We start from the raw sequence: 25,531 nt of genomic DNA on the forward strand, positions 1-25,531 counted from the left end.
GTCCACCTTGTCCCGGTCCACCTTGTCCCCAGTCCCACCTTGTCCCCGCCTCGGGGCGCCTGGGCATCCGGCCCGGCCGGCCGATCAGCAGTCCGCCGATGGCGGGACCAACGGCGACGGTGGCGGTGCCCGTGATTGCCAGACCGCCGAGCACCCCGCGCGGCGGGGCCTCGTGTCCGGCATGCTCGGCGCGGCGGCGTATCAGCGGCATGGCCGCGACGAGCAGCTCAAACACGCCTTTCGGTATCGGCGACGGAACCCGTGGACCACTGAAGGAGGAAGCGCAGTGCTTCCTGGGAGCTGGTGCCGGGTTCCGCGGTGAAGGCGACCAACTGCTGGTCGGGCTGGGAGTCGACGGAGAACTGCTGGACGTTCAGGTCGAGGGTGCCCGCCACCGGGTGGTGGTACGTCTTGGCGAGCTGTTGTGGGCCGCGTACCTGGTGGCTGGCCCACCAGGTACGGAAGTCCTGGTCGCGGACACTCAGCTCGCCGACCAGCGCGCTCAGGGCGGGGTCGTGGGGGTTGCGGCCTGCTTCCATACGGAGGACCGCGACGCAGTCGCGGGCGGCGCGAGGCCAGTCCGCGTAGAGGGATCGGAACGTGCTGTCGAGGAAGGTCAGCCGGATCAGGTTGCGCTCGGCAGGGGGCAGCACCCCGAAGTCGGTCAGCAGGGCCGCCGCGCCGCGATTCCAGGCCATGACGTCCATACGGCGGTTGAGGACCATCGCGGGGATGTCGGGCATCGTGTCCAGCAGCTGCCGCAGTCGCGGCGCCACCTCGGGCCGGTCGGCATGCCGGACGGGAGCCGCGGGGGCGACGTCGGCCACGGTGAAGAGGTAGTCGCATTCGTCCGGGGCGAGCTGTAGCGCCTCGGCGAGCGCGTCGAGGACCGAGCGGGAGACCCGGCGGGTGCGCCCCTGTTCCAGCCGGACGATGTAGTCGACGCTCACATGCGCGAGCTGGGCCAGCTCCTCCCGGCGCAGGCCGGGGACACGGCGCGGTCTGCCGTCGTCGGCCATGCCCGCCTCACGCGGGTCCAGCGCGGCGCGGCGGGCGCGCAGGAATGCGCCCAGTTCGTTGTCCTCGGTAGCCACGGCGCCAGTCTCCCGGAGATCGCGGCAGCCTGCCTGGTACCGGCCTGCATAGGCAGGTCTCTCCCTGGTACCCCGCACCGGGCGGGCGCGACGGTGGAAGCCGTCGGACAACCACTTCGTAAGGACTGGAGAGCACCACACATGCGGACAGACGTCACCTTCCTCAGCGACGGCCTGAAGATCGCCGGACATCTCTACACCCCCGAGGACGCCACCGGCCCGCGCGCGGCTCTCGTCGTCGGCCACCCGGGCAGCGGTGTCAAGGAGCAGGCCGCGGGTCTGTACGCGCGGCGCCTGGCCGAGCAGGGCTTCGTCACCCTCGCGTTCGACGCCGCCCACCAGGGCGGGAGCGAAGGCGAACCGCGCGGCCTGGAGGACCCGGCCCGGCGGGTCGAGGACATCAGGGCCGCGGTCTCGTTCCTCACCACCCGGGACGAGGTCGATCCCGACCGCATCGGGATGCTCGGTATCTGCGCCTCCGGTGGGTACGGTCTCGCCGCCACCGCGACCGAACACCGCATCAAGGCCCTCGGCACGGTCAGCGCCGTCGACATCTCCCGCCAGTTCCGGTTCGGCGCCGACGGCACCCAGAGCCCCGCCGTCATCGAGGGCATGCTCGACGCCGCCGCTGCGGCGCGGACCGCCGAAGCCCGCGGCGAGGGCGTCCAGACCTTCAAGATCTTCCCCGACACCGAGGAGGAGGCGCGCGCGGGCGGACCGCATGTCTACGAAGGCTGGGAGTACTACTGCACCCTGCGTGCCGGGCACCCCCGCTCGGCGAAGTCGTTGACCTGGAGCAGCGTCGACCGCATCAGCGCCTTCGACGCCTTCCGCTCCGTCGGCCTGATCGCGCCGCGCCCGCTGCTCATGATCGTCGGCCGTGATGCGGTGACCTCCTGGATGAGTGTGGACGCGTTCCAGAAGGCACTCGGCCCGAAGGAATTCCACTGGATCGAGGGCGCCGTGCACACCGACCTCTACGACAAGGCCGAGTACGTCACGCCGGCGGTCGCGAAGCTGACCGATTTCTTCAGAGGCCATCTGTCCGGGACCGCGTAGGCCCTGTCCGGGCGATCGTGGGACTGCGATCGGCGTTGCGGTCCGACCGTTTTACGGCTTTACGGCTTTACGGCTTTACGGCTTTACGGCGGTTTTGGCATGAGATCGATTTACCGCGGTCTCAGCGTGAGACCGCGGGCAGCCTGCGGGGCTCGACGCGATCCTCCACGGCTCTGTCGCCTTCGCGTCCGACCAGATAGGCGCCCTTGCCCGGAGCCTCTGTCACCGCCTCCACCAGTTCCGTCCCACGGTAGACCAGGCCGACTCCGTCGTCGGTGCAATGAGCTGTCGGCAAGGTGCCGTCCGCGACAAGGCGGTGGATCAACGGCCGCCGGCCTTCATCCACGTCGTAATGCACGCCGTTGCCGTAGGGCAGGAACCCGAGAGCGTTCGTGACCGGACGCAGTTCCGGCCCGAAGGAGTCGGTCGTGCCTCCTTCGAACCAGCAGATGGATCCCGCGCTGACACCGCTCAGTACGACGCCGGCCTGCCAGGCGCGGCGCAGTATGTGGTCCAGGTGGTGGACCCGCCATACCGCCAGCAGATTGGCCACCGAGCCGCCCATGACCCAGACGACATCCTGCGCGAGCACCGTCTCCTCGATGTCCTCCACGTTCGGCATGGGGAACAGGTGCAGCGGTGTCAGCTCGAATCCTGCTATCCGCGCGGCTTCCGTGATCCGGGCGGTGAAGTGCTCGGCGTCTCCGATCGCGGTGCCGACGTACATGACACGCGGCCGCCGGCCGTGCACGCCTGAGAGGTCGACAGCGTGATGCGCCAGGGCATCGAACAGGACACTGGTGCGCTCTCCGACGCGGAGTCCGCCGGAGGTGGCGACGATGGTTGGTTCCGATGTCGTCATGATCATGATCATAACGCCAGATATGGTGGCGCTTCGCTGTCTAAGTTCAGAAACACGTTCTGCACTTGTCGTTCAATCTCCGGCGCCAGGCAGGACGGGCCGCCCGGCGGGTCGGTCGCGGGTTCCCGGAGATCCGTTGTCAGAGGGGTGTGTCAGAGTCGGCGAATGCTCGAAATCGTGGTGAAGACGGAGAACGGGGAGCGGCACGTTCGCGTGTCCGCCGAGGAACTGGCCGGGTTGGTCCGGCGAATCGGCGGTGACGGTGATCAGTTCCTGGTGGTCCACCGGATACCCGATCTGCCCGACGCCTTCGCCCAGGTCCGGCACAGGACAGGCGGGGACTACACGCTGGAACACCGCGACGGCGCCGCCGACCGGCACTTCCGGGTGATGGCCAACGGTTCCGAGGCGGTGATCGCGGCGATGACCGGCTGGGCCCGCGAGGAGTCCGGGTGGGACACCGGACCGGCCTGGTCGCCGCTGGACATGGGACCCAGCCGCGAGGTGCCGCCGCTCGACCTGGACGAAGGCGAGCGCGAGGAGTTGGGGAAGCGTGTTCGTGAGGTGCTGGTCGGTGGGTACGCCGACCGCGCCGAACTGGCGGAGCTCACCGAGGAGTATCTGGTCACCGCGGACCGCCGGCCCGTGTCGCGCGAGCAGGCGGAGGCGCTGGCCGACCGGATGTGGCTGGAGCGCGTCGCGGAGCAGGCCGATTGGCAGGGCGAGACCGACCCTGAGCGGCTCACCCGCGCGTTCACCGTCCTGCGGGAGGCCGGTATCACCGCCCGTGAGAACTTCACCTGTTGCCGCGGCTGCGGCCAGTCCGAGATCGGCGGCGAAGGCGGGCCCGACGCCCGTGGCTTCGTTTATTTCCACTCCCAGTGCACGGACTCCGCTGCGGCTGGCCATGGACTGATACTCCTGTACGGCGGCTTCGACGGCTCGTCCGAGACGACCGCAGCCGTCGGCCACGAGGTCGTGGCCGCCCTGGATGCAGCCGGCCTCCATGCCGACTGGGACGGTGACCCCGGCCGTGCCATCACCGTCACCCCCCTGAAGTGGCACCGCCGCCTGGTCGGCTAGGGCCTCTCGTTTGGATCTTGCTGGGCTCGCGTGCCCTGGCAGCGCGCCTCGCCGCGTTGTCATCGGTCGCCCACGCTCCGCGTGGGCTCCCTCCTCCGCCTCGCGATCCACGGCACCACGCGGACACCAGCCGCTATCGCGGCGGGCGCTCCCTCACCCAGCCTGATCCAAAAGAAAGACCCTGGAGATCGACTTCAGCGGGGCTCGTTCCGAACGCCGTCAGCTCGTCGAGCCTCCGGCGATCCGTATCGCATGAGGCGTGTCCTGGCAGGACGGGAAATGCGATGGACAGCCGGATCTCAGTGGCCGTACCTTCTAGCGGCTCAAACCTTCACGCGTCCGAAGAGGTGCATTTGATGACGGTCCAGGTAATCGCGGCCAGGTTTCGCCGACCGCCTTCCCCAACCGTTGTGACCGCCACGGACCGAAGGGATCCCAGTAGTGGATCTGCCACGTAGTTTCACCATCCGCGAGAGCAGCCATCGCCTCTGCAACCCGTTCATCAGCGAGAAACTGACCATTCTGGGGCAGGCCATCAGCCCGTCCCCGGGCACCCGCGTGCTCGGCCTCGCCTGCGGTAGGGCGAGCTGTTGTGCACCTGGTCCCGCGACCATGGTGTGACCGGCACCGGGGTGGACATCAGCACCGTCTTCATCGGCGCCGCCCGCGCGGGCCGTGGAGGTGGGCGTGGCCGACCGGGTCGGCTTCGTGCTGGCGTCGCGAGCCTCAGGACCAGGCCACCGTCGAGGGCTGCCACATGGCCCGCAAGGACGACCACGCCAGAACACCGAGAGCGGAGGCCGGAGCTGGGAGCCGTGCAGGCTGGCCGGGGCCGGGGCCGGGGCCGGGGCCGTACTGGACGGGCCGCAACCGGCTCGTAGCACCGACCGGGGCGGGGCGGAGCGGAGCGCGGCGGGCCGGGGCAGGTCCGGAAGGCGCGCGTTCCGAGGTGGGGTGCGGTGTGGACTTCGTGCGGTTCCGGGTGCGGGTCAATTGCTGTGTCGGGTGAGGCTGTAGACGAGGATCAGCACTGCCGCCGTCATGACCAGCACGTGTAACCATGCGGGTGCGGCGGTGGCGTCGGCGGCCACGGTCGTGGTCGTGGTGAGCGAGGTCATCATGATGTCTCCTTCAGCGCGGTCGCCCGAGGCGGAACCGCGGTCGGCGCGTGTGTCCTTCGTGCCTTTTGTGTCCTTGCCGCACCGGAGAGGGCCGTAGCATGACCGGCTCGTCCGGCGGTTGGTATGCGGGTGCCCCCGTGCCAGGACAGCAGACCTGTTCCGGCTCAGACTTCGCGTGTAAGGGCAAGGGCTGCCAACCGAGGGAGGGCCCACGGCCGACCAGAGGCGGCAGGCCGGGACACCTGTCCTCGCCGGAGCACGACGCAGATGTCGTCCCTCCTTCCCTTGCCCGGCTGTCACTCCGTGTCGAAGTCCGTCCCCCGGGAGGTCTCCTCCCACTCGTTGAGCTCGGCCCGTACGGAGTCCAGGTGTGCGGTCAGGAAGTCGACCGCGTCGCCGCCGAAGGCAAGGCGGAGCGGGGTCTTCTCGGCGTCCAGAGCCAGCCGGATCGCCGCCGCGGCCTCCGCGATGGCCCGCCCGAAACCGCTGCTCGCGCCGGTGACCAGCCAGACCTTGGCGTTCTCGCTCATCTTCATCTCCCTCGTCAACTGCCGTTCGGGCCTTCCCCCGTCGACAGGCCCGATCCTTAGCCAGGCACCAGGGCGGCGCCCAAGACTCGTCGTGATAGCCATGAGTTATGGACGTCCATGGGCGTGATTTGCGCTACTTCACCTCGGTCGCCGAGGAATTGAGCTTCACCCGCGCCGCCGAGCGGCTGTTCGTCTCCCAGCCCGCGCTGAGCAAGCAGATACGGATGCTGGAGAGGCAACTCGGCGCAGTCCTGTTCGAACGGGATCGGCGGACGGTGCGGTTGACCGCGGTGGGGGAAGCCCTGTTGCCGCATGCCTGCGCGGTGGTGGCCGCCTGGCAGGCCGCGGAGGCGGCGGTGGAGGAGGCGAAGACCGCCGAGCGGCGCACTCTGGTGATCGGCATGTCCACCAGTCCGAGCCGCGGGCTGCTGCCTGCTCTGCGGACCCGCCTCGTCTCCCCGCATCCGGACGCGCGACCCGTCCTGCGCCAGGTCAACTGGGTGGACCCCAGCGCCGGGTTGGCGGACGGATCCAGCGACGTAGCCTTCGTCTGGTTGCCGCTACCGGACGATGACCGTTACCAGTATGCGGTGGTAGCCCGGGAACCCCGGCTGGTCGCGCTCCCGGACGGACTCCCCTTGGCGGCGCGGGCCGCGTCCGACCCCGAGGGAAAGGTGGACTTCACCGACCTGCTGGAGGAGCCCTTCCTAGCCCCCCTCTGAGGCCGGCCCGCTGCGGGACTACTGGCTCGCCCTGGACGCCCGGGACGGTCGACAGTCGCGGATCGGCGGGGTGGCGGCCAGCGCCGAGGAGACCCACGAGGCGGTCGTCAGCGGCCAAGGGGTGGCGCTGCTGGCCACCGGCAACGCCCCGCTGGTCGTCCGGGACGAGGTGATCGCCGTGCCGGTCCGGGATATTTCCCCGTCCCAACTGGCGGTGGCCGCCTGCCAGGACGACAAACGGACGCTGGTTCTCGCCTACCTTGCCGCTGCGCGGGAGGTTGGGGCCACAACCTGTTGGTCAGGCGCCCAGAACGTGGTTAATCTCGCCGGCCGTGCTCTCACGACAGCCACCACGGCATGTCCAGGCGCCGCCGTTCTCATCGCTTCGCAGTCCTATCTTGCGGATTCTCACTCGTTTCAGAGCGGGACCAGACCGCGAGGTCTCCGCCGGGCAACGAAATGAAGCGCCATCCTCGTGGTCCTGTGATCTGCCAGGCTTCGAATGACGCGTCGTGTCGAGGGCGCGGTGCCGGTAGTCCTTGGGCGGAATGCCGTAGGCGGCGCGGAAGGCACGCGTGAAGGCCGCGTGGTCGTTGAATCCCCAGCGGGGTGTGATGCGGTGGATGGGAACGGCCCGTTGTGCCGGGTCGGTGAGGTCGCGGAGAGAGCGTTCCAGTCGCTGGCGGCGGATCCACACCGAGACCGTGGTGTCATGCGCTTCGAAGAGGCGGTGCAGATAGCTGACGGAGATGTGGTGTGCGGCTGCGATGAACCCCGGGGTCAGCCGCGGTTCGGGCAGGTGCTGCTGGACGAACGCCTGGATGCTCAGAAGCAGGACGTGCCGGTGGGAGTCGGCCGGTACGAGGGTGTCGGCATCGAGATGATGGGCGAGTGTCGCCGTCAGCAGGTCGAGGGCGACGGTACTCAACCGAGTGATGTCCGCCGACCGGTAGGAGTCGCTGGTCAGACTGGTCAGACTGGTCAGACTGGTCAGACTGGTGAGGAACTGGGTGAGCAGCGCCTCCATCCCCGCGCTCCCGGGCAGACGCATCGCCAGCAGCCGGTCGGCACCGCCCGCCGGCAGCGCCAGGAGTGGCCGTGGCACATGGGCGCGCACCAGCGTGGTGGTGTCATGGCCGGGGGCTATCCGGATGTGAAAGGGCTGCGAACCGCCGTACACAGCGAAATCGTGGGTCCCCAGCGCCGTGTCGTGGCCGGCCTGGGATACCCCGAGCTGCCCGCGCAGGGCGAACACGATCGAGGGCAACTCCGGATCGGACTTCCGGATCAACTTCGGTGTCCGCCGCACATCGGACAGCGAGCACGTCAATTCCACGACATTCACCGCCCCGAGGTCCAGCGCCCGCGCGGTGGCCCGGAAGCCTTCCGCGTCATCACTTCTCACCTGCATGGGGTGCACGCTGTTCACTTGAAGATCATCGAAGCGGGCCAGGCGCTCCTCCGGTGGCAGATCCTCACTCCGGAATATTGTCTTGATCATTATTCGCCCCCTTAGGTATTTCGAGAGGTGGTCGATATGTGGTCCGGCCGTTCTCAGCCACCATGCCGGGATCTCTTGCCGCTTTCACTCGCGCCCGCGTCGGTCGGTCGACAGGGCGGTCACATCGGCGAAAAATTGAATTGGATCGGCTGGCCGTTCTGTTGGCACAAGTGATCCGTCACGAGTTCTGGCTAAGTCGGGATCCTGTTACGTCTACAGCACTCCAGGAGTGAGGATTGCCCGGAAGCTCTCGCCGCCGTACAGCGACTCGTAGCGGATCTCTAGGTAGAGCCGGTGGCTGATCAGCTCGGTGAATTCGACATGGTCTCTGCGGTAGTCGGAGAGTCTCAGCAGGTACTCGTCATATCCGGTGGCCAGGTACTGCGGCTCGCGGAAGGTCATGACGGTGGGCCACAGGCCGAGGGCGGTGCGGATCCGGTCCGCGCTGGCTTTGCTCCAGGGGCCGATCTTCTCTCCGTCGACCATCACGACAGTGCTGGTCACCACGGCTGGGCCGAGTCCGGAGTTGGTGAGCCTGAGCCCTGCCACGGCGCCGGGCACCAGGGTGCGCTGCAGTACCAGGAGAGGACGGACGGAGTTGCGGTTGTGCCGGCGTGCCGCGCGGCCCTGGAGGACTGAGACGACGAGTGAAGCGACAGCGATCACTACGGCTGACGTCGCGATAACGGTTTCGCTGTCCATAGCAATCACCCCGGGGTCGAGGCCAGGAAGACAGGCCGACCAGGAGCATATGAAGGCGTGTTGAGGGACGGACAGTACGCAACCGGCCGTCTCCTGGCCGACAGGCGCGGCAGCGACCGGCCGCGGGCGGCGTCGTACCCGTAAGAAGGTGGAACTGATCGAAATTCAAGGCCAGTGGTGGGGAAAGTGATCACAAGCCGGCAGCGGTGAGGATTCGATACAGCGATGAGAGCCTGAGCGTGGAGTTGGCAGCGGCATCGTCGGCGACCTCGGGGTCCGCGTCCGGGCTCGGTTCGTCGACGAACGTACGCAGTGTGTGACGGGGGAAGTTGGGGTGGTCGACGAGTAGCGGTCGGATGTGGAACACGTCGCCGTGGGCGCGGACAAGCCGTTCCAGGACTTCCGGTGGTGCGTCCGGCCGACGGGCGACAGCACGGCGGCCTTGAGTTCCCGGTCGTTGTCCAGCCGATGCCATGCCTCTTCAGGAAGGTCGTAGCAGGAGGCCCGTACGCGCCGGAATGTCGCGTACGGGCAGTCCAGGTAGGTTATTTGCTCGTTGAGGGGCACATCGCGCAGCCAGTCCGGTTCGGCGAAGTTCCAGTTCAGAGCGACCTCGGCATCGATGCTTCCGTCCGCGCGTCGGCTTCTGCGAGCGCGTACAGTCGGTTGCGGGTCTCGGCAAGGCAACGGTCCCTCCACTCGGGCGGGACACCTGGTTGGCTGTGCTCGGCGGCGGCTGCACGGACCTGGCGATCCGGGTCGGCGAGTAGTCCCACGTGCACGGCGAGAGGCCGGTCGTACCAGCTTCGCGCGACCGCGGCACGCAGCCTCGGACTCGGTGCGCCGGCGAGTCCTGTCCGAGGCCGGCCGTAGGCTTCCTCCAGGTCGGCGATGCCGATCGGTACCCCGAGGTCCACGCGTCACGGACCGCCGGATCGGGATGCCCGGCGACCCTGCGGCGCATCGCCGGCGAGAGCCGCTCCCCGTGGAGGCTCACCGCGGTCCGGAGATCAATATGTTCCGCGCGCGGGCCTGATGGCCCACTCGTCCCAGGACAGACGGTCCTCGCGTCGGTGGGAACCCGGCCATGCGGCCACGCCGTGCGGAAAACGGGCGATGTCCGCGCCCATATCGGCGCAGTTCCCGGCGGACCCGCGCGTCTCCGGGAACTGGGCTGATGCGCCCCCGGCCCCGCACTCCCACGTATCCTCTTCCCCGTGTCAGCCCCGCCCCTGCATCACGTCGCCGTCCTCGTGCTCGAAGGTGCGAAGCCTCTCGACGTCGGTATTCCCGCGCAGGTGTTCACGACCCGCGCGAGCATGCCGTACGAGGTACGGGTGTGCGGCGCGGCGCCGGGTCTCGTGGCCGGCGGCGACGGCCTGTCGTACTACGTCGCCCACGGCCTCGAAGCACTCGCGTGGGCCGACATCGTCTTCGTTCCCGGCTACCGGCATCCGGACCGTGACGACCCGCCGCAGGCCGTCGTCGACGCGCTGATCGCCGCCCACCACCGGGGCGCGCGGCTCGCCGCCATCTCGACGGGCGCCTTCGCACTCGCCGCCACGGGCCTGCTCGACGGCAAGCGCGCCACGACCCACTGGCACTACACGCGGGCACTCGCGGTGAAGCGTCCACTCGTTCAGGTCGACGCCAACGTTCTGTTCGTCGACGAGGGCAGCGTGCTGACGTCGGCTGGCGCCGCCTCGGGCATCGACCTGTGCCTGCACATCCTGCGCCGCGATCTGGGGGTGTCCGCGTCGAACCACGCGGCGCGGCGCCTGGTGGCCGCCCCCTACCGCAGCGGCGGTCAGGCACAGTACGTGCCGCGCAGTGTGCCCGAGACGCTCGGCGAGCGGTTCGCCGCCACCCGGGAATGGGCGCTGCACCGGCTCGGCGAGCCCCTCACCCTTGAAGCGCTCGCCCGGCATGCGGCGGTGTCGCCGCGCACGTTCTCGCGGCGCTTCGTCGAGGACACGGGGTACACGCCGATGCAGTGGGTCATGCGAGCCCGCATCGACGTGGCCCGTGAGCTGCTCGAACGTTCGCAACGGGGCATCGAGCAGATCGCCGCCGACGTCGGTCTCGGCACCGGTGCGAATCTGCGGCTGCACTTCCAGCGCATTCTCGGCACCACGCCGAGCGAATACCGGCGCACCTTCACCCAGGGACAGTGACCCGTTCACCCAGGCCCTGTCCGGCCGATCTTCGCGGGCTCGGAATGCCTGGGACGGCACCTCGCCGTGTTGTCGGAGTCGTCCAAGTACGTCCAGTCCATCGACGACGCCGACCCTCCGCCTCGCGATCCACGGCACCACCGCGGACACCAGCCGCTGCCGCGGCGGGCGCTCCCCGATCCAGCCTGATCCAAACGAAAGACCCTACGGGCAGTAACCCGTCACCGCCCTGTGGCGTGATTCTTTTGGACCCTGGCGATCACGCCGCTGTCACCGGCGGAAGCCGCGCGAGAACCTGGCGGCGAACACGAAGGGACACCACTCATGACTCGCATCGCCATCAACGGATTCGGCCGTATCGGACGCAATGTGCTGCGCGCGCTGCTCGAACGCGACAGCGACCTGGAGGTCGTCGCCGTCAACGACCTCACGGAGCCCGCCACCCTCGCGCGGCTGCTCGCCTATGACACCACGGCGGGCCGGCTCGGCCGCCCCGTGACTGTCGACGGCGACGCCCTCGTCGTCGACGGCCGTCGCATCACCGTGCTCGCCGAGCGCGAACCGGCGCAGTTGCCCTGGGCCGAGCTCGGCGTCGACATCGTGCTTGAGGCGACCGGCCGCTTCACGTCGGCCAAGGCCGCCCGCGCCCACATCGACGCGGGCGCCGGCAGGGTACTCATCAGCGCGCCGGCGGACGGCGCCGATGTCACACTCGCGTTCGGGGTCAACACCGACGCGTACGACCCGGCCGCGCACACGATCGTCTCGAACGCCTCGTGCACGACCAACGCGCTCGCGCCGCTGGCCGCGGTGCTCGACGGTCTTGCCGGCATCGAGCACGGCTTCATGACGACGGTGCACGCCTACACGCAGGAGCAGAACCTGCAGGACGGTCCGCACCGTGACGCCCGCCGTGCCCGCGCGGCCGCGGTCAACATCGTGCCGACCACGACAGGCGCCGCCAAGGCGATCGGCCTCGTGCTGCCGAACCTCGACGGCAAGCTGTCGGGCGACTCGATCCGCGTGCCGGTTCCGGTGGGATCGATCGTCGAACTCAATACGACCGTCGCTCGTGACGTGACGCGCGAGGAGGTGCTGGCGGCGTACCGCGACGCGGCTCAGGGGTCGCTCGCGGGCGTACTCGAATACTCGGACGACCCGCTCGTGTCGTCCGACATCACGGGCAATCCCGCCTCGTCGATCTTCGACTCGGCTCTCACCCGCGTCGACGGCCGTCACATCAAGGTGGTCGCCTGGTACGACAACGAGTGGGGCTTCTCGAACCGCGTGATCGATACGCTCGAACTCCTCGCCACCAGCTGACCGGGAACCGGGGCGGCGCGCCTGCGGAGGCCGCGAGGCCGCGAGGCCGCGCTGCCCGGCACCCGCTGTTGGCGCCGCAGTTGGCGGGCCGGGACATCGACGACGCCGATCCTTCGCCTCGCGATGCTCCGCCGTGGCCTGAACGGCACGGGAGGTACCCCCTTCCACCAGAGACCCTGGCCTGGTCCACGAAGCACGAAGATCGACCGGACAGGACCTAATCGGTTGCCGGTCCCGGTGCCGTGCAGCAGGATGCGGGGATGCGTTTCTCGGTCAACATTCCGAACTTCGGCGACTTCGCCGACCCCAGGACCGTGGCGAAGGTGGCCGCGGCGGCGGAACAGGCAGGGTGGGACGGGCTGTTCGTCTGGGATCATGTGCTGCATCGCAAGCACCAGGGCAGGCCCTTCGGGGACCCGTGGATGCTGCTGACCGCCGCGGCGCTGGCGACCTCCCGAATCAGGCTGGGCACACTGGTCACCCCGGTCGCGCGGCGGCGCCCGCAGCAGCTCGCCCGCCAGGTGGCGACCCTGGACGCCGTGAGCGGCGGGCGGGTCACCTTCGCGGCGGGGCTGGGCGGGCCCGTCGAGGACGAGTACGCGAGTTTCGGTGACACCACGGACCCGAAGGTGCTGGCCGAGCGGCTGGACGAGGGCTTGGACCTGCTCCAGCGTTACTGGTCGGGTGAGCCGGTGAATCACGACGGGCGGCACTACCAGGTACGGGACGTGACTTTGCTGCCCGCGACGGTGCAGCGCCCCCGGCCGCCGGTCTGGGTCGCCGGCTTCTGGCCGAACCGCCCACCGATGCGGCGGGCCGCCCGCTGGGACGGCGCGGTCCCGCTGTTCACCGACGCCAGGCACGGCCACGTGCCGCCCGCCGGTCAGGTCCGCGACCTGGTCGCATACCTTCGCACGCAGCGCGAGGACCGGTCCGGCACCCCCTTCGAGATCGTCCTCGGCGGTGCCACGCCAGGCGGCGACGCCGCCAAGACCCGCGATCTGATCGGCCCGTTGGCGGAGGCGGGAGCCACCTGGTGGGACGAGCGGCAGATCCAGACCAGCGAAGCACTCGACCGGCTCACACCGGTGCTGCGGCGCATTGAGCAAGGTCCGCCGGTCTTGTAGCCGTACGTCTACGACCCCATGGCCGACGGGCCGGCCAAGCATGGCGGTGGGCGTCGCAGTACCGGTGCCATGCCGAGCACCTTGCGACAGCGGGACGGGACCGCGTTTCCGTCCCGCCCACCGCTCGCACCCGCGCGGTGCCGTCGTCGAACGGAGCACGGCCAGGAGCACCGCCCGCGTTGTCGGGCCCAACCTGCCCGGTTCACGGTCCGCCGAACTGACACTTTCGCGCCAAAAATCACCGGCAGTCCGATATGGCTCATCGGTGAACGGACCTGTGGGCGAACGCGGATCGCGCCGGTAATGCGCTTCATGTGCGCTGAACGCGCGGGCCCTGACACCCGTGCGCCGGTACCTCGTAGGGATGACCGCAGGTTCAAGCTTGCCGCTCCGGGGATGCTCTGAGTAATCAGTCGATTACGGCGTGTGTGTGGATGGTTGGAGTTCCGTCCGTTCACCGGCGGCCTTTCACCGGCACGCTCCACCGCGAACGCCGAGCCGCGTCTCTGCTCGTCATCCAAGGTCCTTGCCGGGCCTGCCGGTTCGACGGGCTCGGGGCCTGCCGGTTCGACGTTCTCGCGGTCGACGTTCTCGCGGTCGATGGGTTCGCGGCTTCTTCAATCGAGGAGGGAGGTGGGCGGCGTGGGTGAGCTGTCGTGGGTGCCGAACTGCCGGGGCGGGAGGTTCGGCCGTGTTCTGGAGCGGAGGCGGGTCTTCTATTCCGCGGGACGCGCGGCGGTGCGTGCCTACGGCCGCGGGGAGGGGTGGGTGCAGTTCAACCTCAGTCCCGCGGAAGGCGAGCGCCGTGACCTGTATGCCGATCTGGCGGTGACCGCGCGGGAGTTCCTTGCCGAGGGTGGGGTGCGCAACGTCTTCTTCATGCACAAGGAGCCGGGGCTGCGGGTGCGGTTCCAGCTGCCTCAACCCCGGGCGGAGGCAGCACGGGAGGCGTTGGAGCGTCGGGTGTCGCGGCTTCCGGGCCTGCGGGCGGCGCCGGTGGGCGCGGTCTACGAACCGGAGTCCTACCTGTTCGGCGGGCCGGGATCGATGCCGTTCGCGCATGACCTGTTCACGCTGGACTCGCTGGCCTGGCTGGATCACCACGTTGATACGGCCGATGCCGATGCCGATGCCGATGCCGGCGCCGACGCCGTGCCGGGGTGGCGCTGGTCACTGCTGGTGCTGCGGGAGATGTTCGCCGGGCTGGGGATCGCGGGTTGGGAGCACCGAGGCGTGTGGGAGACGGTGCGGTCGGCCACCGGTCGGCGGCTGGGTGGACAGCGGATGGCGGACGCGCGGGTACAGCGTGCCGCGGAGGGCATCCGTGCCCAGTGGGTGATGCCCCGGGCCCAGGCGCTCGCCGTTTTCCCGGTGGAGCGGGCCGGGGCGCTGGTGCGGCAGCTCGACGCGGTGGGGGAGGCGGCGCGGCGCTGGCGTACGGGCTGGTTCGAGGCGGGTGCGGCGGCGGAGCAGCCGGTCCCGCTGGGGCCGCGGCAGGCCCTCGCCTACGTCACGGTCTTCCACTGGAACCGCGGCCTGGTCTCCTGGGCCCGCCAGAGCTTGATCGCTGAGGCGCTGACCGCGGAAGGGAGCCGGGATGCCGCTCGTATCTGAGCCGGCCGCAGCCGTTGATCTGACAGGCCACAGCCGTGTCGGTTCGGTGGCGTTGGTGAGGGCGGCCGGGATGCCGTGGCAGGCGTGGGCGCGGGCGGGAAATCCCGCGCTGTTCGCGCGCGCGGCACAGCTGGAGGAGGAGGCCGGGGAGAAGGCGGAGCTGGCTCGTGAGCTGGCCGAGGAGCTGGGGCGCGATGTGGTGCCTGACGAACGGCTTACCGATGGGCAGCGCCGGGCGGTGCTGGAGACGCGGCGCCGTCTGCACGGCGGCCGGGTGCCGGCGGGCATCGAGAGCGTCATCAGCCAGGCCGTGGCACCTGTCGCCCCCGCTCTCGCCCAACGGCTCCGTGCGTGGACAAGCGCTGCGGCTTCCTCGATCTCCGGGGACGAGGAGTTCGCGCGGGAGGTGAAGGCCGAGCGCGAGCGGGTGGGCAGGCTGCTCCTGCGGGTGTGTACCGCCGATGCCGTACTGGCGGACTTTGTCACGGGTACCTGGCCGCGTCTGCTGGAGGACGCGGAGCAGAAGGCCGCGGGCGGTGAGCCGTGGAGCGGCAAGCGGATGCGTAAGACCACCGGCTATCTGTGGCGGGCGTTGGCCAGGGCGTCGGCCAAGACCACTCCACGCGGCTGGGTGGGACAACTTGCCGCCATCCCCGTCATCGGACAGACGCACGCCACTGATCACGCTGATTGCGCAGATCGCCCTGGTCGCCTTGGTCGTCCTGGTCGCCCTGATTGCGCAGGTCGCTCTGATCGCGCTGTGCCGCGGCTGCTGCCGTGGCCGCCCGTCCGCCTGGAAGAGGCAGCCGCCTGGCAGACGCAGAACGTTCACACGTTGTGGCGTGCGCTGCGGGACACCGACCTGGCGGCCGCCGGCGGGGGCACTGTGATCGCTCTGACGCCACTGCACCAGCTCATCAGCGCCCCTGAGGGCGACGTCGTGTGCCACGTGGTGGAGAGCGGTCCGGCGGGCGCACGGCTGCGGCGGATCACGCTACGGCGAACCGGCGTCCTTGACGCGGCCCTGGGCCTGCTGACCGACGGACCGCTCACCCTGGACGAGATCGAAGGTGAGCTGACGGCCGTTCTCCCGCGGCGGCTCGACGCGGACGTCCTGCGCGGCTTTCTCGCTCACCTTCTGCGCGTCGGCCTTCTTCAGGTATGTGCCGGGCCGGCCGGGCTCCGTGAGTCGCGGCAGGGTTGGACACGCCTTCCCGACGGTCCGGGTGGGTCCGCGGCGAACGTCGCCTCTGCCGCCAACGGGCGGGTGCCCGGCCAGGCTCACGGCGAGAGCGAGCCGGGCGCGTCTCCTGACGCGCCGGTGCCGGTGCCGGCGCCGGTGCCCGTGTCGGTGCCGTTGCCGGTGCCGGTGCTGTTGACGCGTACGGGCACGGGCACGGGCACGGAGGAAGGGGAGGGGAAGAGGGAGGGGTTTGTCGACTCCTACCGTCGGTTGCGCGCCGAGGTGCCCGCGGGCGGGATGGATCGCGTCGCCGGAGGGCTGCGGCTCGCCCGCCGTCTGACCAGTCTGCGATCGCTGGACGGCGGCGCCGACGAACCTGTCTGGCAGCGGGTGGCGGAAGCCGCGTTGATCGACCGCGAACCTCGCAGTGTCCTCGACATCCTCCTTGCCCGCTCTTCCTCGTCCCCTTCGGATCGGGCGCCCGCAGGGCCGGCCCGTTACACCGGATGGCACCCCCCGCGTATCCCTGACTCCGGGTATGCCGTGCTGCACGCGCATCTCGCCTCTCGCCTCGGCCAGGACCACATCGACATCGACGAGGCTCTGCTGGACAGGGTGGGCGCACCCGCGGTGGCCCCGTTGGTGGACAGCTGGCCCTCGGACCTGCTGTTACGGCCGCTTCCCCCGCCGGGGCCGCTCGCCGTCCTGGAGTCCTCCTCTCCCGCCGGCCTGCTCGACGCCCGCTTCGCCGGCGCTCTGCGCGATCTGCATGGCGGATACCCCAACGCCGACGCCTACCGTGCCTTCCTCACCACGCTTGAGCACTTGAGCGGGGCGAGGTTCGTCGAGGTGCTCCTGCCCCCGCTCGCGGAGCAGGCGGCCAATGCCGTACGACGGCCCCGTCTGACCCGCTGGTCGACCGGCGACGCCGGCGTCGCCCTCTACTACAGCGGCCCGTCCGACCCTCAGCGCGCCGGTGAGGCCCGGCACCTGCCGCTGGAGGAGATCACCCTGCGCCGGCACGGCGACGACCTCGTCGCGGAAGCGGCCGGCCGGCGCGTCTACCCCATCCATCACTCCACGCGCACCGCCCATCCGCCCTACGACAGGTTGCTACGGCTGTTGATGGCCGCCGGCCACCCCGCCACCCGCCACCTCGTCCGGCTGGACGGTCTGGCCGCGGCCTTCCCCGACGCCTCCCGGGTCCCCAGGCTGACCCTCGGCGGTGACCTCGTCGTCAGCCCCGCCGGGTGGCGCGTCCCCCGTGCCGCCCTGTGGCAGGCGACCGACCCCGAACCCGTCAAGGTACGCCGACTCGCCGCCCTGCGACACCGTACGGGTATGCCCCGCTTCGTCTTCCTCCGCTCCCGGCCCACGGGCAAGCCGATCCCCACCGACCTGACGGCCCTGCCCGCCCTTCAGGCCATCGAGCGGCTCTGCCACCACGACGGCGACGACCTGTGGGCCGAGGAGGCACTGCCCGGCCCGGACCACCTTCCGCTGCACGATCTCCGCCACGCCGCCTCCGCCTCCGCACCCGGCCCCGCACGCCGGGAACAGGCCGCGGTGGCAGCTCAGTTGCTGCTGCGCATGCCCTGCGACACCACCTCCGGCGACCTCGCCGCCCGTGCTCATACGGCCCTGATCGGCCGCCCAGACCTCCCCGGGTCCCCGCCGTGACCGACGCGGCGTCCCCCGGGGCGGACACCACCCACCCATGAGAAAGGAAGCGACCATGTCCGACACTCTCGAAGTCATCGACCTCGACACCCTGATCGACGATCTGGAGGCGCAGATCACCGACACCGAACTGCCCGACGCCCAGATGGCGACCCAGGTGTGCAGCGGCCTGTGCACCATCATCATCTGTACGCTCATCGTCTGCTGAGCAGGCACCTGTCCACCGGCCGCCCGGCCTCCGTGCCGGGCGGCTCCCCACCGTGAGGGACAACGCCCGTGCCCAGCCCCCACCCGGCGCTCGCCGAAGCAGACCTGCACGCCCGTGCCCTGGACCTGGCCACCCATGTCCTCGACCACTGGTCCGAGCACCCACCCACTCCACGCGATGTCGCCCGGCAGGCACCCGGCGACCCCGCCATCCCCTTCCTGTGCCGGCTGGTCTCCGCCACACCGGACCCGGCCGCCCGTGCGAGCGCGAGTGCCGCGCGTGCGAGCGCCGCCCGTGCCGCGGCCCATGTGAGTGCCGCGCGTGCGAGCGCCGCGCGCGCCGCGGCCGTGTGGGCCCGCACCGCGGGCAAGGGCCCCCACCATCCTGGCCTGTTCAACGGCGGCCTGACCGGCACCCTCATGGGCCTCCAGCACGCCACCCACCTCCACCCCGCACTGGCCGCGCCCGCCACACGACTGCGCACCAGACTCCTCACCCACCCCCGCCCCGGCCACCACGGGCATGTCACCTTTCCCGACTACGACCTCATCACCGGCCCGGCAGGACTCCTGCTGGCCCTGGCCGACGACGACACCCTGGACCCCCGCGCCCTGCTGCCCCTCATCCAGCACCTGAGCGACCTGTGCGGCAGCGACACTCTGGCCGGACTGCGCGCCCACTACCCCGGCCATCCCCAGCTGGGATGGCTCCACGGGCAGATCAACACCGGCATGGGACACGGCGCCGCCGGCGTGATGACCGCCCTGGCAGCCGCCGTACGCCGCCTCCACCGACACGACCCCACCACCGTGCCCGACCACGCCCGATCCGCCCTCGGGCACCTCCAGCACTGGTTCAGGCAGGAGGCCTTCGACGACCAGCGCTCCCTGCGCACCTGGGACGGCGCGGGCCCCCGTCCCCACCCCGCAATCCCCGGAGCACGCGCCCGGCAGGCCTGGTGCTACGGCACTCCCGGCATCGCCTGGGCCCTATGGGAGACAGCGACCGTCCTCGGCGACACCGGCGCCGCCACCTGGGCCGGGCACGCGTTCACCACCCTCGCCGACGCCTACGACACCGACCACCACCTCTACGGCGACCACATCGGCGACCACCTCGGCCTGTGCCACGGAGCCGCGGGCGTCCTCCTGATCGCCGACGCCTTCCACCGCCACGCCCACCACCCGGCCGCCCCCGCCCTCCGCACCCGCTTGCTCACCTATCTCGCCACCCACGACGAAGACCTCCACACCCCCGCCCCCCGACCCACCAGCCTGCTGTCCAGCGTCTACGGCGTCCTGGCCGCCCTCCTCACCACAACCGGCGGCGACCGCAGCTGGCTCGCCTGCCTAGGCCTGCGCTGACCACCGCCGGTCACGCCCAGGCCGTCGCCCGCTTCCGACCCGGTGGCGTCGACACCCCTCTCACCCGGCCCCTCGGCCTGCACCGGAAGAGAACTGCCCGCAGGAGTTGAGCTGCGAGGCCAGGCGAGACAGCGACCCGGAGCATGACCGACGGTCAGCTCCGGCCGACTCTGGTCAGGGCACACGGGCACACGGGCACGCAGGCACACGGCCAGAGGACGGCGCTCCGCCGAAGACATGGCAGACCTTTGAGCCGGACGACGACGTGATCTCCGAACTCGTCGGCGGCCGGCGGGATGTGTTCACTGCCGCCCGCGCGTTCAGCTCTCCGGACCGCACGGCCCGAAGCGATCAGATCGAGGCGTCGTCGGTCAGCGGAGGCACGGCGCACGGACGCAGGACCATGAGCGGGCCTTCCAAGCTCGCCACCATGGCAAAGGGGAACCGGTCGAGCTCAAGACAGAGTGCTACGTCATCGGGATGGACTCCTTGACGCACACCCTCCGCCAGCTCGGCGGCGGCGCGCGACGCGGCAGCGCGGCGGAGGAACTCGGCGCCATCCGTCGCAGCCTCGGCCGCTCTCCGAGCGATGTATTGAGCGCACGCCAGATCTTCATCGGCCTGTCCGTCGTCGCCGGTGACCACGAACGTGACACCGTCACTCCCGTGTGTCCGCAGGAGCCGAGCCGTTGCCTCCGCCACCGCGAAGCCGGCGCACAGCACCAGCGACGCCTCCTTGACCGCGAGGGCGCCGACCGTGCCAGCCGTGGTCTTCTGCACGACGGTCCGTCCGCCGAGGTCGACAAACCGCAGCAGGCCCGGCGAGTTGACCATGTCGAACCCGGGCGCGGGCGGACCGTCTTTGAGCGCGACCCAATCCGGATGGGATGCCTTGAGCGCCAGGGCTTCGTCCAGCGACTCGGCAAGGACGATCTTTTCCGCCCCCTGGGCAAAGGCCCAGGCGGCCACGGTGAAAGCACGCATGACGTCGACTACGACCGCCACGGACGGGGCTTCGACCAGCTCCCCGATGCCAAGGAAACGAGTGTCCATTCCGATCATGATCGCGCACGCCTGCCCCGAAGCACTCAGGGGGTGATCCACATCACATCAACGGTCTCGGTACGCAACACCCACCGCCCGCGACGCGGCGCTCCGCCGGGTCGCCTACGCCGGACGCGACTGGGCCGAGTACCTCGGGGCCCTGGCCGAGGACCTGAAGCAGCCACTGGTGGTGGCGGCCGCCGGTGACGGCCACGATTCGTGCGGCGGTCGAGTTGATCGATAGGGTGCCAGGTCACGACCGCACCCCGTTCGATCCACGGGCCGGTCAGGGCTCTGCCGCAGTCGGTGGCACATCCACGGCTGCCGTGCCGATCTCTGCCCGCCTGGGCCCTGCGCTACGGGGGCGATCCTCACGGCGGGGCAGTCGGGCCCCGGCCGACGGGCCAGGAGGAACGAGTGGCACAGATCATCGCCGAAGTCTCACGGACGTTCAACGAGTTTCTGCTCCTGCCGAACCGGACGCGGACCAACTGCTCGGCTGCGACGGTTGACTTGCGTACGCCCTTGGTGCGGCACATCGCGGGCGAGGCGTCGGCGATCGAGCTGCGGTCCCCGTTCACGTCCGCGATCATGCAGGCCGTCAGCACACCCGATCTCGCGATCGCACTCGCGCGAAACGGTGGTTTCAGCTTCCTGCACCACAATCAGCCGATCCAGGACCAGGCCGCGGCGGTCCGCCAGGTGAAGAACTTCAAGGCCGGGTTCGTCACCAGCGATACCAACGTCCGCCCCGACGACAGCCTGGGCCTCCTGGGCGATGTCATGCGCCGCACCGGTCACAGCACCGCCGCCGTCACCCACGACGGGACCGCCACCGGCCGCCTGCTCGGCCTGGTGACCTCCCGGGACTTCCATCCCCAGCGTCATGATCTGGACGGACCGGTCAGCGGCCGGATGACCGCTGTCGCCGACCTGGCCCATACCGGGCCCGACATCACGCTTTCCGAAGCCAACGCGCGGCTGTGGGACGAACGGCTCGACTGCCTCCCGGTGCTGGATACCGAGGGTCACCTGCAGCATCTGGTGTTCCGTTCCGACTACGCGGACAACAAGCGCTTCCCGAACCAGGTCGTGGACGATGCCAAGCGTCTGCGCGTGGGCGCGGGTATCAACACCCACGACTATCAGGAGCGCGTCCCGGCCCTGCTGGAGGCAGGCGCGGACGCGTTGTGCTTCGACTCGTCCGACGGTTACAGCGACTGGCAGGCGCAGGCTCTGTCCTGGGTGAAGAAGCACTATCCGGAGATCCCGGTCGGCGGCGGCAACGTGGTCGACGGCGAGGCGTTCACCTTTCTCGCCGAGGCGGGAGCGGACTTCGTCAAGGTCGGGGTGGGCGGCGGCTCCATCTGCATCACCCGGGACCAGAAGGGCATCGGCCGCGGCCAGGCCAGCGCTGTACTGGACGTCGCGGCGGCCCGGGACGCCTTCCGCGAACGCACCGGCGAGTACGTGCCGGTCTGCTCCGATGGCGGGCTGGTGCACGACTACCACGTGGCCCTGGCGCTGGCGATGGGGGCCGACTTCGTCATGATGGGGCGTTACTTCGCGCGCTTCGACCAGGCGGCCGGCGCGAAGCTGCCCACCCGTGACGGCTTCGTGAAGGAGTACTGGGGTGAGGGCTCGAACCGGGCCCGCAACTGGCAGCGCTACGGCCAGGGAGGCCAGGGGCTGGTCTTCGAGGAGGGCGTGGACGGCTACGTCCCCTACGCGGGCGACCTCAACGAAGGGCTCGCCCTGACCATCGCCAAGCTCAAGACCACGATGGTCTCCTGCGGCTCCACCACCCTGCTGGAGTTCCAGTCCACGGCCCGGCTGACCCTCGTTTCAGACCAGAGCTTCCAGGAGAGCCACGCCAACGTCACCCTGCGGGACACCCCGGCGACGGTCTCCTGACAAGCAGCCGAGTCCCGACGTGAGGACTGCCGGCGGGAGGGGAACACCGCATCGTCGGAACAATCCCCTCCCGCCAGTTTGTGTGAGCCGGCGCCGGATGACGAACGAGCCACCGGGCCGCAGCCCGTGGCCGTCGTGGACGGCGTCGGCGTGGAGCGGTCCTTCGTCCGTAGTCTCCGCGCCAGGACCGGCAAAGTGTGTCTCACCCGGTGCCCAGGAGCAGGGGAACGGGCACCTGGCTTCCGCCGTCTCCGGCTCGCGCGGACGTTCGGCAGCCGGCCTTGCCTCCAGCTCAAGGCCGGCTGCGGCGAGCCGGGTTTCCCTCGTCCGGGTTTCCCCCGTCCGGGTTTCAGCTCGCCCTTCTTGCGCACCGTCTCCCGGAAGTAGATGCGACCGTCGCGCCGGATACGAAATGTTTCTCCCACTCAGGCCGCACCAGACCGACCCACGATCCCGGCCGCCAGGTTTTGGGCCTTATGACATTGGTTCCCCGCTGTCAGGCCTGGTGGCGGGCGTAGGACGCGAGGCGGTCGGCGAACGCGGAGACGAGGCCGCGCAGTTCATCTGGACGTTCGACGACAAACGGCCGGTCGAGCGAGGCGAGTACGGGAGGCAACCAGTCGAGCCGCTCCGCCCGTAGCTCGACACGCAGCCAGCGCTCGGTCTCCGGATCCGCGCCCGCCGCGGGCGCGGGCTCTTCCACGCGCGCGACGCCGGCGGGAAGCCGGGCGCGGATCTGCTCGACCGTCCCGTGGATCCGCAAGGTCACCTGATGCCGGTACTCGGCCGTGGCGAACCCGGACAGGACGCGCTGTGCCGGATCAGGGCCCTCGGGCGCCTCGAACGAGCCGGGCAAGGTCCTCGCGTCTGCGATGCGATCGAACCGGAAGGTCCGGTCCTCGCCGATCTCGGGGTCCGTGCCCGTGACGTACCACCGGCCCGAATGGGCGACGATCCCGTACGGGTGCAGCCTGCGTTCGCTGCGCCGGCCGTCGCGGTCGGTGTACCTGATGGAGACCGGTCGGCGGTGGCGTACCGCGTCGGCGATGGTGAGCAGGACCCCGGCGTCGGGGGTGGCGAACTCGCCGGGCGAAGCCGTGAAGGCGAGGGATTCCAGGACCGTGTCGAGTCGGCGGGCGACGCGCTCGGGCAGCACCCTGCGGATCTTGGCCGCAGCCGTCTCGCCCGCCGTGTCCGCCGTCGTCATCAACCCCGCTCGGCGGCCGGCGACCAGGCCGAGGAGCACGGCGAGCGCCTCGTCGTCGCTGAGCATGAGCGGAGGCAAGCGGTAGCCGGGGCCGAGTCGGTAGCCACCGTAGCGGCCGCGCACCGCCTCGACGGGCACGTCGAGGTCGATCAAGTGGTCCACATACCGCCGCACGGTGCGGCCGTCGACGCCGAGCCGGTCGGCCAGTTCGGCAACTGTCCGGATGCCTCCCGATTGCAGCAGCTCCAGGAGGGTGAGCACGCGGCCAGTAGGTCGAGACATACCCAGAGCCTAGCGACAATACTGGACCGATTCTGTCCTCTATTCGTTCTAGCGTGCGAGGTGCAACGGCTCCACGTATCTAACGGCTCCACGTATCTAGGGAGAACACCATGGACTTCGTCTCGATCCGGATCATCACCGGCGACATCACGCGCCTCGTCGAGTTCTACGAGAAGGCCACCGGGGTGCAGGCGGCCTGGTCCACCGAGGATTTCGCCGAACTCAAGACCCCCAGCGCCACCCTCGCCATCGGCAGCACCCGCACTGTGCCGCTGTTCGCGCCGGGCGCCGCTCGCCCGGCCGACAACCACAGCGTGATCATCGAGTTCCTCGTCGACGACGTGGACCGCGTGCACGGGAACCTGACCGGCTTCGTCGCCGACTTCGTCAACGAGCCCACCACGATGCCCTGGGGCAACCGATCGCTGCTGTTCCGCGACCCCGACGGCAACCTCGTCAACTTCTTCACCCCGGTCACCCCGGCGGCCATCGCGAAGTTCGCTCGTTGACGCCAGGGCTCCCGATGAACGCCTCCGGCGAGCCTCGGGGCGCCAAGGAAAGGGGGCGCCGCAACGCACCGCTGACCCCCGAGGGGCGTCTGCGGTTGTGCCTGCGGATCGATGCCGGACGGCCGATCACGCACGTCGCGGCGGAAGCCGGGATCTCCCGACGCTGTCTGGCCAAGTGGGTACGGCCGATGGCGAACGCACGGCGAGGACGGCCTGCCAGTCCGTTCCTCGCGCCCGGTTACGAGCCCGGCCCGCACTGCGGAGGACATCGCCGACCTCGGCAGTGGAGCGGGCTCCGGAGCCGGCGATTCACTCACCGTCGACTCCCGCGCGGACGTGGTGGGCGGCGGGCCGAGCCGGACGTAGACAGCGTGAAGAAGTTCGTGCGGCGCCGGACGCGGAGCACGCCGCTGTCCGCCCCGCAGGGAGACGGTGAAGCAGATCGGTACGGTGACCACCATGGACGATGAGGTACTGCGTGGCCTGATGGAGGCGCAGCGGGCGGCGGTCGAAGCACGACAGGTCGCCGACGCGTGGCAGCGTATCGAGGCGTGGCTCGATCGGCACGCGCCGGGGACGCTGGCCGCGTTGCGGCGGGGCGCGATCGGGGGGGAGATTGCCGGGGTGCAAGACAGGATCGGTGTACGGATACCGCCGGGGCTGAGGGCTCTGTGGCGCGAACACGCCGGGGTGTACGACGTGCCATGGGCCTCGTTCATGCTCGGCGACTGGGCTCTGATGGACTTCGACGCGGTGATCTCCGTGTACGAGATGATGACGGACTTCCAGCGCAGAGACGGCGATGAGGAATACCCGACCTGGCGGCCTGCCTGGATCCCCATTTGCTCCTACGGCGCCCACGACAACACCTCGGGCCTGTTCCTGGATGCCGAGACCGGACGGATCTGTCACTGGGACCGGTACAGGGATCGCACTCCGCGGTATGAGTCGCTGACGACCTATCTGGAGGAGATGGCGGACCGGCTGGAGGCGCCGTCGTTGACGGAGGGCGAGAAGCCAGGGCTGCTCGACCTTCGTGCCTTGGTGTGGGGGCCGCCGCCGGACCCCGACCGGGCGGCCTTGTGGAAGCCCTTCCCCGGGAGCTGACGGAGCGTCCAGGGTGGCAGCCGTCCGGGACGACTGCCACTTTGGGCACGGCGCTGCCGAGAAGCTCGCCACTCGACGATCGCAGTGCGGAACCACGCTCTGCGGGCGGTGCGCTTTGTCG

Annotated in this window: 21 protein-coding genes and 2 pseudogenes; 14 read left to right on the plus strand and 9 right to left on the minus strand. The window is 70.0% G+C overall.

The window, feature by feature from the left end; genetic code table 11:
* Positions 1–227: 227 nt before the first annotated feature.
* Entirely contained in the window at positions 228–1,094 is an 867-nt protein-coding gene (locus ACWGDX_RS11255) for a helix-turn-helix domain-containing protein (RefSeq protein WP_453624427.1), read from the minus strand.
* Between the two features lie 141 nt (positions 1,095–1,235).
* Here ACWGDX_RS11255 and ACWGDX_RS11260 point away from each other — a divergent pair, with 141 nt between their 5' ends.
* Positions 1,236–2,153: an alpha/beta hydrolase gene (locus ACWGDX_RS11260; RefSeq protein ID WP_453624429.1), complete on the plus strand. Its 918-nt coding sequence runs from the start codon at positions 1,236–1,238 to the stop codon at positions 2,151–2,153.
* Positions 2,154–2,274: 121 nt separating this feature from the next.
* Here ACWGDX_RS11260 and ACWGDX_RS11265 read toward each other — a convergent pair whose 3' ends face one another.
* Positions 2,275–3,015, minus strand: a complete 741-nt coding sequence (locus ACWGDX_RS11265) for a Type 1 glutamine amidotransferase-like domain-containing protein (protein ID WP_453624431.1) — start codon at positions 3,013–3,015, stop codon at positions 2,275–2,277.
* Between the two features lie 165 nt (positions 3,016–3,180).
* Here ACWGDX_RS11265 and ACWGDX_RS11270 point away from each other — a divergent pair, with 165 nt between their 5' ends.
* Positions 3,181–4,098, plus strand: coding sequence for a DUF6891 domain-containing protein (locus tag ACWGDX_RS11270; RefSeq protein WP_453624433.1), 918 nt, complete (start codon positions 3,181–3,183; stop codon positions 4,096–4,098).
* 441 nt (positions 4,099–4,539) lie between these two features.
* Positions 4,540–4,809 (plus strand): annotated as a pseudogene (locus tag ACWGDX_RS11275) (SAM-dependent methyltransferase); the annotation flags it as partial.
* A 278-nt stretch (positions 4,810–5,087) separates the two neighbouring features.
* On the opposite strand, the gene ACWGDX_RS11280 reads toward ACWGDX_RS11275, so the two are convergent.
* Entirely contained in the window at positions 5,088–5,219 is a 132-nt protein-coding gene (locus ACWGDX_RS11280) for a hypothetical protein (RefSeq protein WP_453622433.1), read from the minus strand.
* A 296-nt stretch (positions 5,220–5,515) separates the two neighbouring features.
* The gene (locus ACWGDX_RS11285; protein WP_453624435.1) at positions 5,516–5,749 is read right to left on the minus strand and encodes a hypothetical protein; all 234 of its coding nucleotides are present in this window, start codon (positions 5,747–5,749) and stop codon (positions 5,516–5,518) included.
* A gap of 107 nt (positions 5,750–5,856) precedes the next feature.
* On the opposite strand from ACWGDX_RS11285, the pseudogene ACWGDX_RS11290 reads away from it, so the two are divergent.
* A pseudogene (locus ACWGDX_RS11290) lies at positions 5,857–6,757 on the plus strand (LysR substrate-binding domain-containing protein); the annotation flags it as partial.
* A 12-nt stretch (positions 6,758–6,769) separates the two neighbouring features.
* Here the strand turns inward: ACWGDX_RS11290 and ACWGDX_RS11295 are convergent.
* The 3 genes from ACWGDX_RS11295 to ACWGDX_RS11305 all read right to left on the minus strand — a co-directional run bounded on the left by ACWGDX_RS11295 (position 6,770) and on the right by ACWGDX_RS11305 (position 9,149).
* Positions 6,770–7,972 (minus strand): helix-turn-helix domain-containing protein, encoded by a 1,203-nt coding sequence (locus tag ACWGDX_RS11295; protein ID WP_453624437.1) that lies wholly within the window; start codon positions 7,970–7,972, stop codon positions 6,770–6,772.
* A 213-nt stretch (positions 7,973–8,185) separates the two neighbouring features.
* Entirely contained in the window at positions 8,186–8,674 is a 489-nt protein-coding gene (locus ACWGDX_RS11300; protein ID WP_453624439.1) for a hypothetical protein, read from the minus strand.
* A 190-nt stretch (positions 8,675–8,864) separates the two neighbouring features.
* Positions 8,865–9,149 carry a hypothetical protein gene (locus ACWGDX_RS11305; protein WP_453624441.1) on the minus strand — a complete coding sequence of 95 codons (285 nt, stop codon included), beginning with the start codon at positions 9,147–9,149 and terminating at the stop codon, positions 8,865–8,867.
* A 742-nt stretch (positions 9,150–9,891) separates the two neighbouring features.
* Here ACWGDX_RS11305 and ACWGDX_RS11310 point away from each other — a divergent pair.
* From ACWGDX_RS11310 to ACWGDX_RS11340, 7 genes are all read left to right on the plus strand, one after another.
* Positions 9,892–10,848, plus strand: a complete 957-nt coding sequence (locus ACWGDX_RS11310; RefSeq protein WP_453624443.1) for a GlxA family transcriptional regulator — start codon at positions 9,892–9,894, stop codon at positions 10,846–10,848.
* Positions 10,849–11,172: 324 nt separating this feature from the next.
* Positions 11,173–12,171, plus strand: a complete 999-nt coding sequence (gap, locus tag ACWGDX_RS11315) for a type I glyceraldehyde-3-phosphate dehydrogenase (protein WP_453624444.1) — start codon at positions 11,173–11,175, stop codon at positions 12,169–12,171.
* A gap of 260 nt (positions 12,172–12,431) precedes the next feature.
* Entirely contained in the window at positions 12,432–13,298 is an 867-nt protein-coding gene (locus ACWGDX_RS11320) for an LLM class flavin-dependent oxidoreductase (RefSeq protein WP_453624446.1), read from the plus strand.
* 642 nt (positions 13,299–13,940) lie between these two features.
* The gene (locus ACWGDX_RS11325; RefSeq protein ID WP_453624448.1) at positions 13,941–14,912 is read left to right on the plus strand and encodes a thiopeptide-type bacteriocin biosynthesis protein; all 972 of its coding nucleotides are present in this window, start codon (positions 13,941–13,943) and stop codon (positions 14,910–14,912) included.
* Positions 14,896–17,775, plus strand: coding sequence for a lantibiotic dehydratase (locus ACWGDX_RS11330; protein WP_453624450.1), 2,880 nt, complete (start codon positions 14,896–14,898; stop codon positions 17,773–17,775). The genes ACWGDX_RS11325 and ACWGDX_RS11330 overlap by 17 nt, the downstream gene beginning before the upstream one ends.
* 55 nt (positions 17,776–17,830) lie before the next feature.
* Positions 17,831–17,983, plus strand: coding sequence for a hypothetical protein (locus tag ACWGDX_RS11335; RefSeq protein WP_453624452.1), 153 nt, complete (start codon positions 17,831–17,833; stop codon positions 17,981–17,983).
* A 68-nt stretch (positions 17,984–18,051) separates the two neighbouring features.
* Positions 18,052–19,347 carry a lanthionine synthetase LanC family protein gene (locus tag ACWGDX_RS11340; protein ID WP_453624454.1) on the plus strand — a complete coding sequence of 432 codons (1,296 nt, stop codon included), beginning with the start codon at positions 18,052–18,054 and terminating at the stop codon, positions 19,345–19,347.
* Positions 19,348–19,698: 351 nt separating this feature from the next.
* Here ACWGDX_RS11340 and ACWGDX_RS11345 read toward each other — a convergent pair whose 3' ends face one another.
* On the minus strand, positions 19,699–20,400 hold the full coding sequence (locus ACWGDX_RS11345) for a 2-phosphosulfolactate phosphatase (RefSeq protein ID WP_453624456.1): 702 nt from the start codon (positions 20,398–20,400) through the stop codon (positions 19,699–19,701).
* Between the two features lie 408 nt (positions 20,401–20,808).
* Here ACWGDX_RS11345 and ACWGDX_RS11350 point away from each other — a divergent pair, with 408 nt between their 5' ends.
* Positions 20,809–22,305, plus strand: coding sequence for an IMP dehydrogenase (locus ACWGDX_RS11350; RefSeq protein ID WP_453624458.1), 1,497 nt, complete (start codon positions 20,809–20,811; stop codon positions 22,303–22,305).
* Between the two features lie 496 nt (positions 22,306–22,801).
* On the opposite strand, the gene ACWGDX_RS11355 is transcribed toward ACWGDX_RS11350, so the two are convergent.
* A complete protein-coding gene (locus ACWGDX_RS11355) occupies positions 22,802–23,794 on the minus strand; it encodes a helix-turn-helix transcriptional regulator (RefSeq protein ID WP_453624460.1) in 993 nt (330 codons plus the stop codon).
* A gap of 110 nt (positions 23,795–23,904) precedes the next feature.
* On the opposite strand from ACWGDX_RS11355, the gene ACWGDX_RS11360 reads away from it, so the two are divergent.
* Both ACWGDX_RS11360 and ACWGDX_RS11365 read left to right on the plus strand, forming a co-directional pair.
* Complete coding sequence (locus ACWGDX_RS11360; RefSeq protein WP_453624462.1) at positions 23,905–24,303, plus strand: VOC family protein; 399 nt, start codon at positions 23,905–23,907, stop codon at positions 24,301–24,303.
* A gap of 459 nt (positions 24,304–24,762) precedes the next feature.
* Positions 24,763–25,410, plus strand: a complete 648-nt coding sequence (locus tag ACWGDX_RS11365; protein WP_453624464.1) for an SMI1/KNR4 family protein — start codon at positions 24,763–24,765, stop codon at positions 25,408–25,410.
* Positions 25,411–25,531: the final 121 nt, after the last annotated feature.

The organism is Streptomyces sp. NPDC055025, from assembly GCF_053608565.1.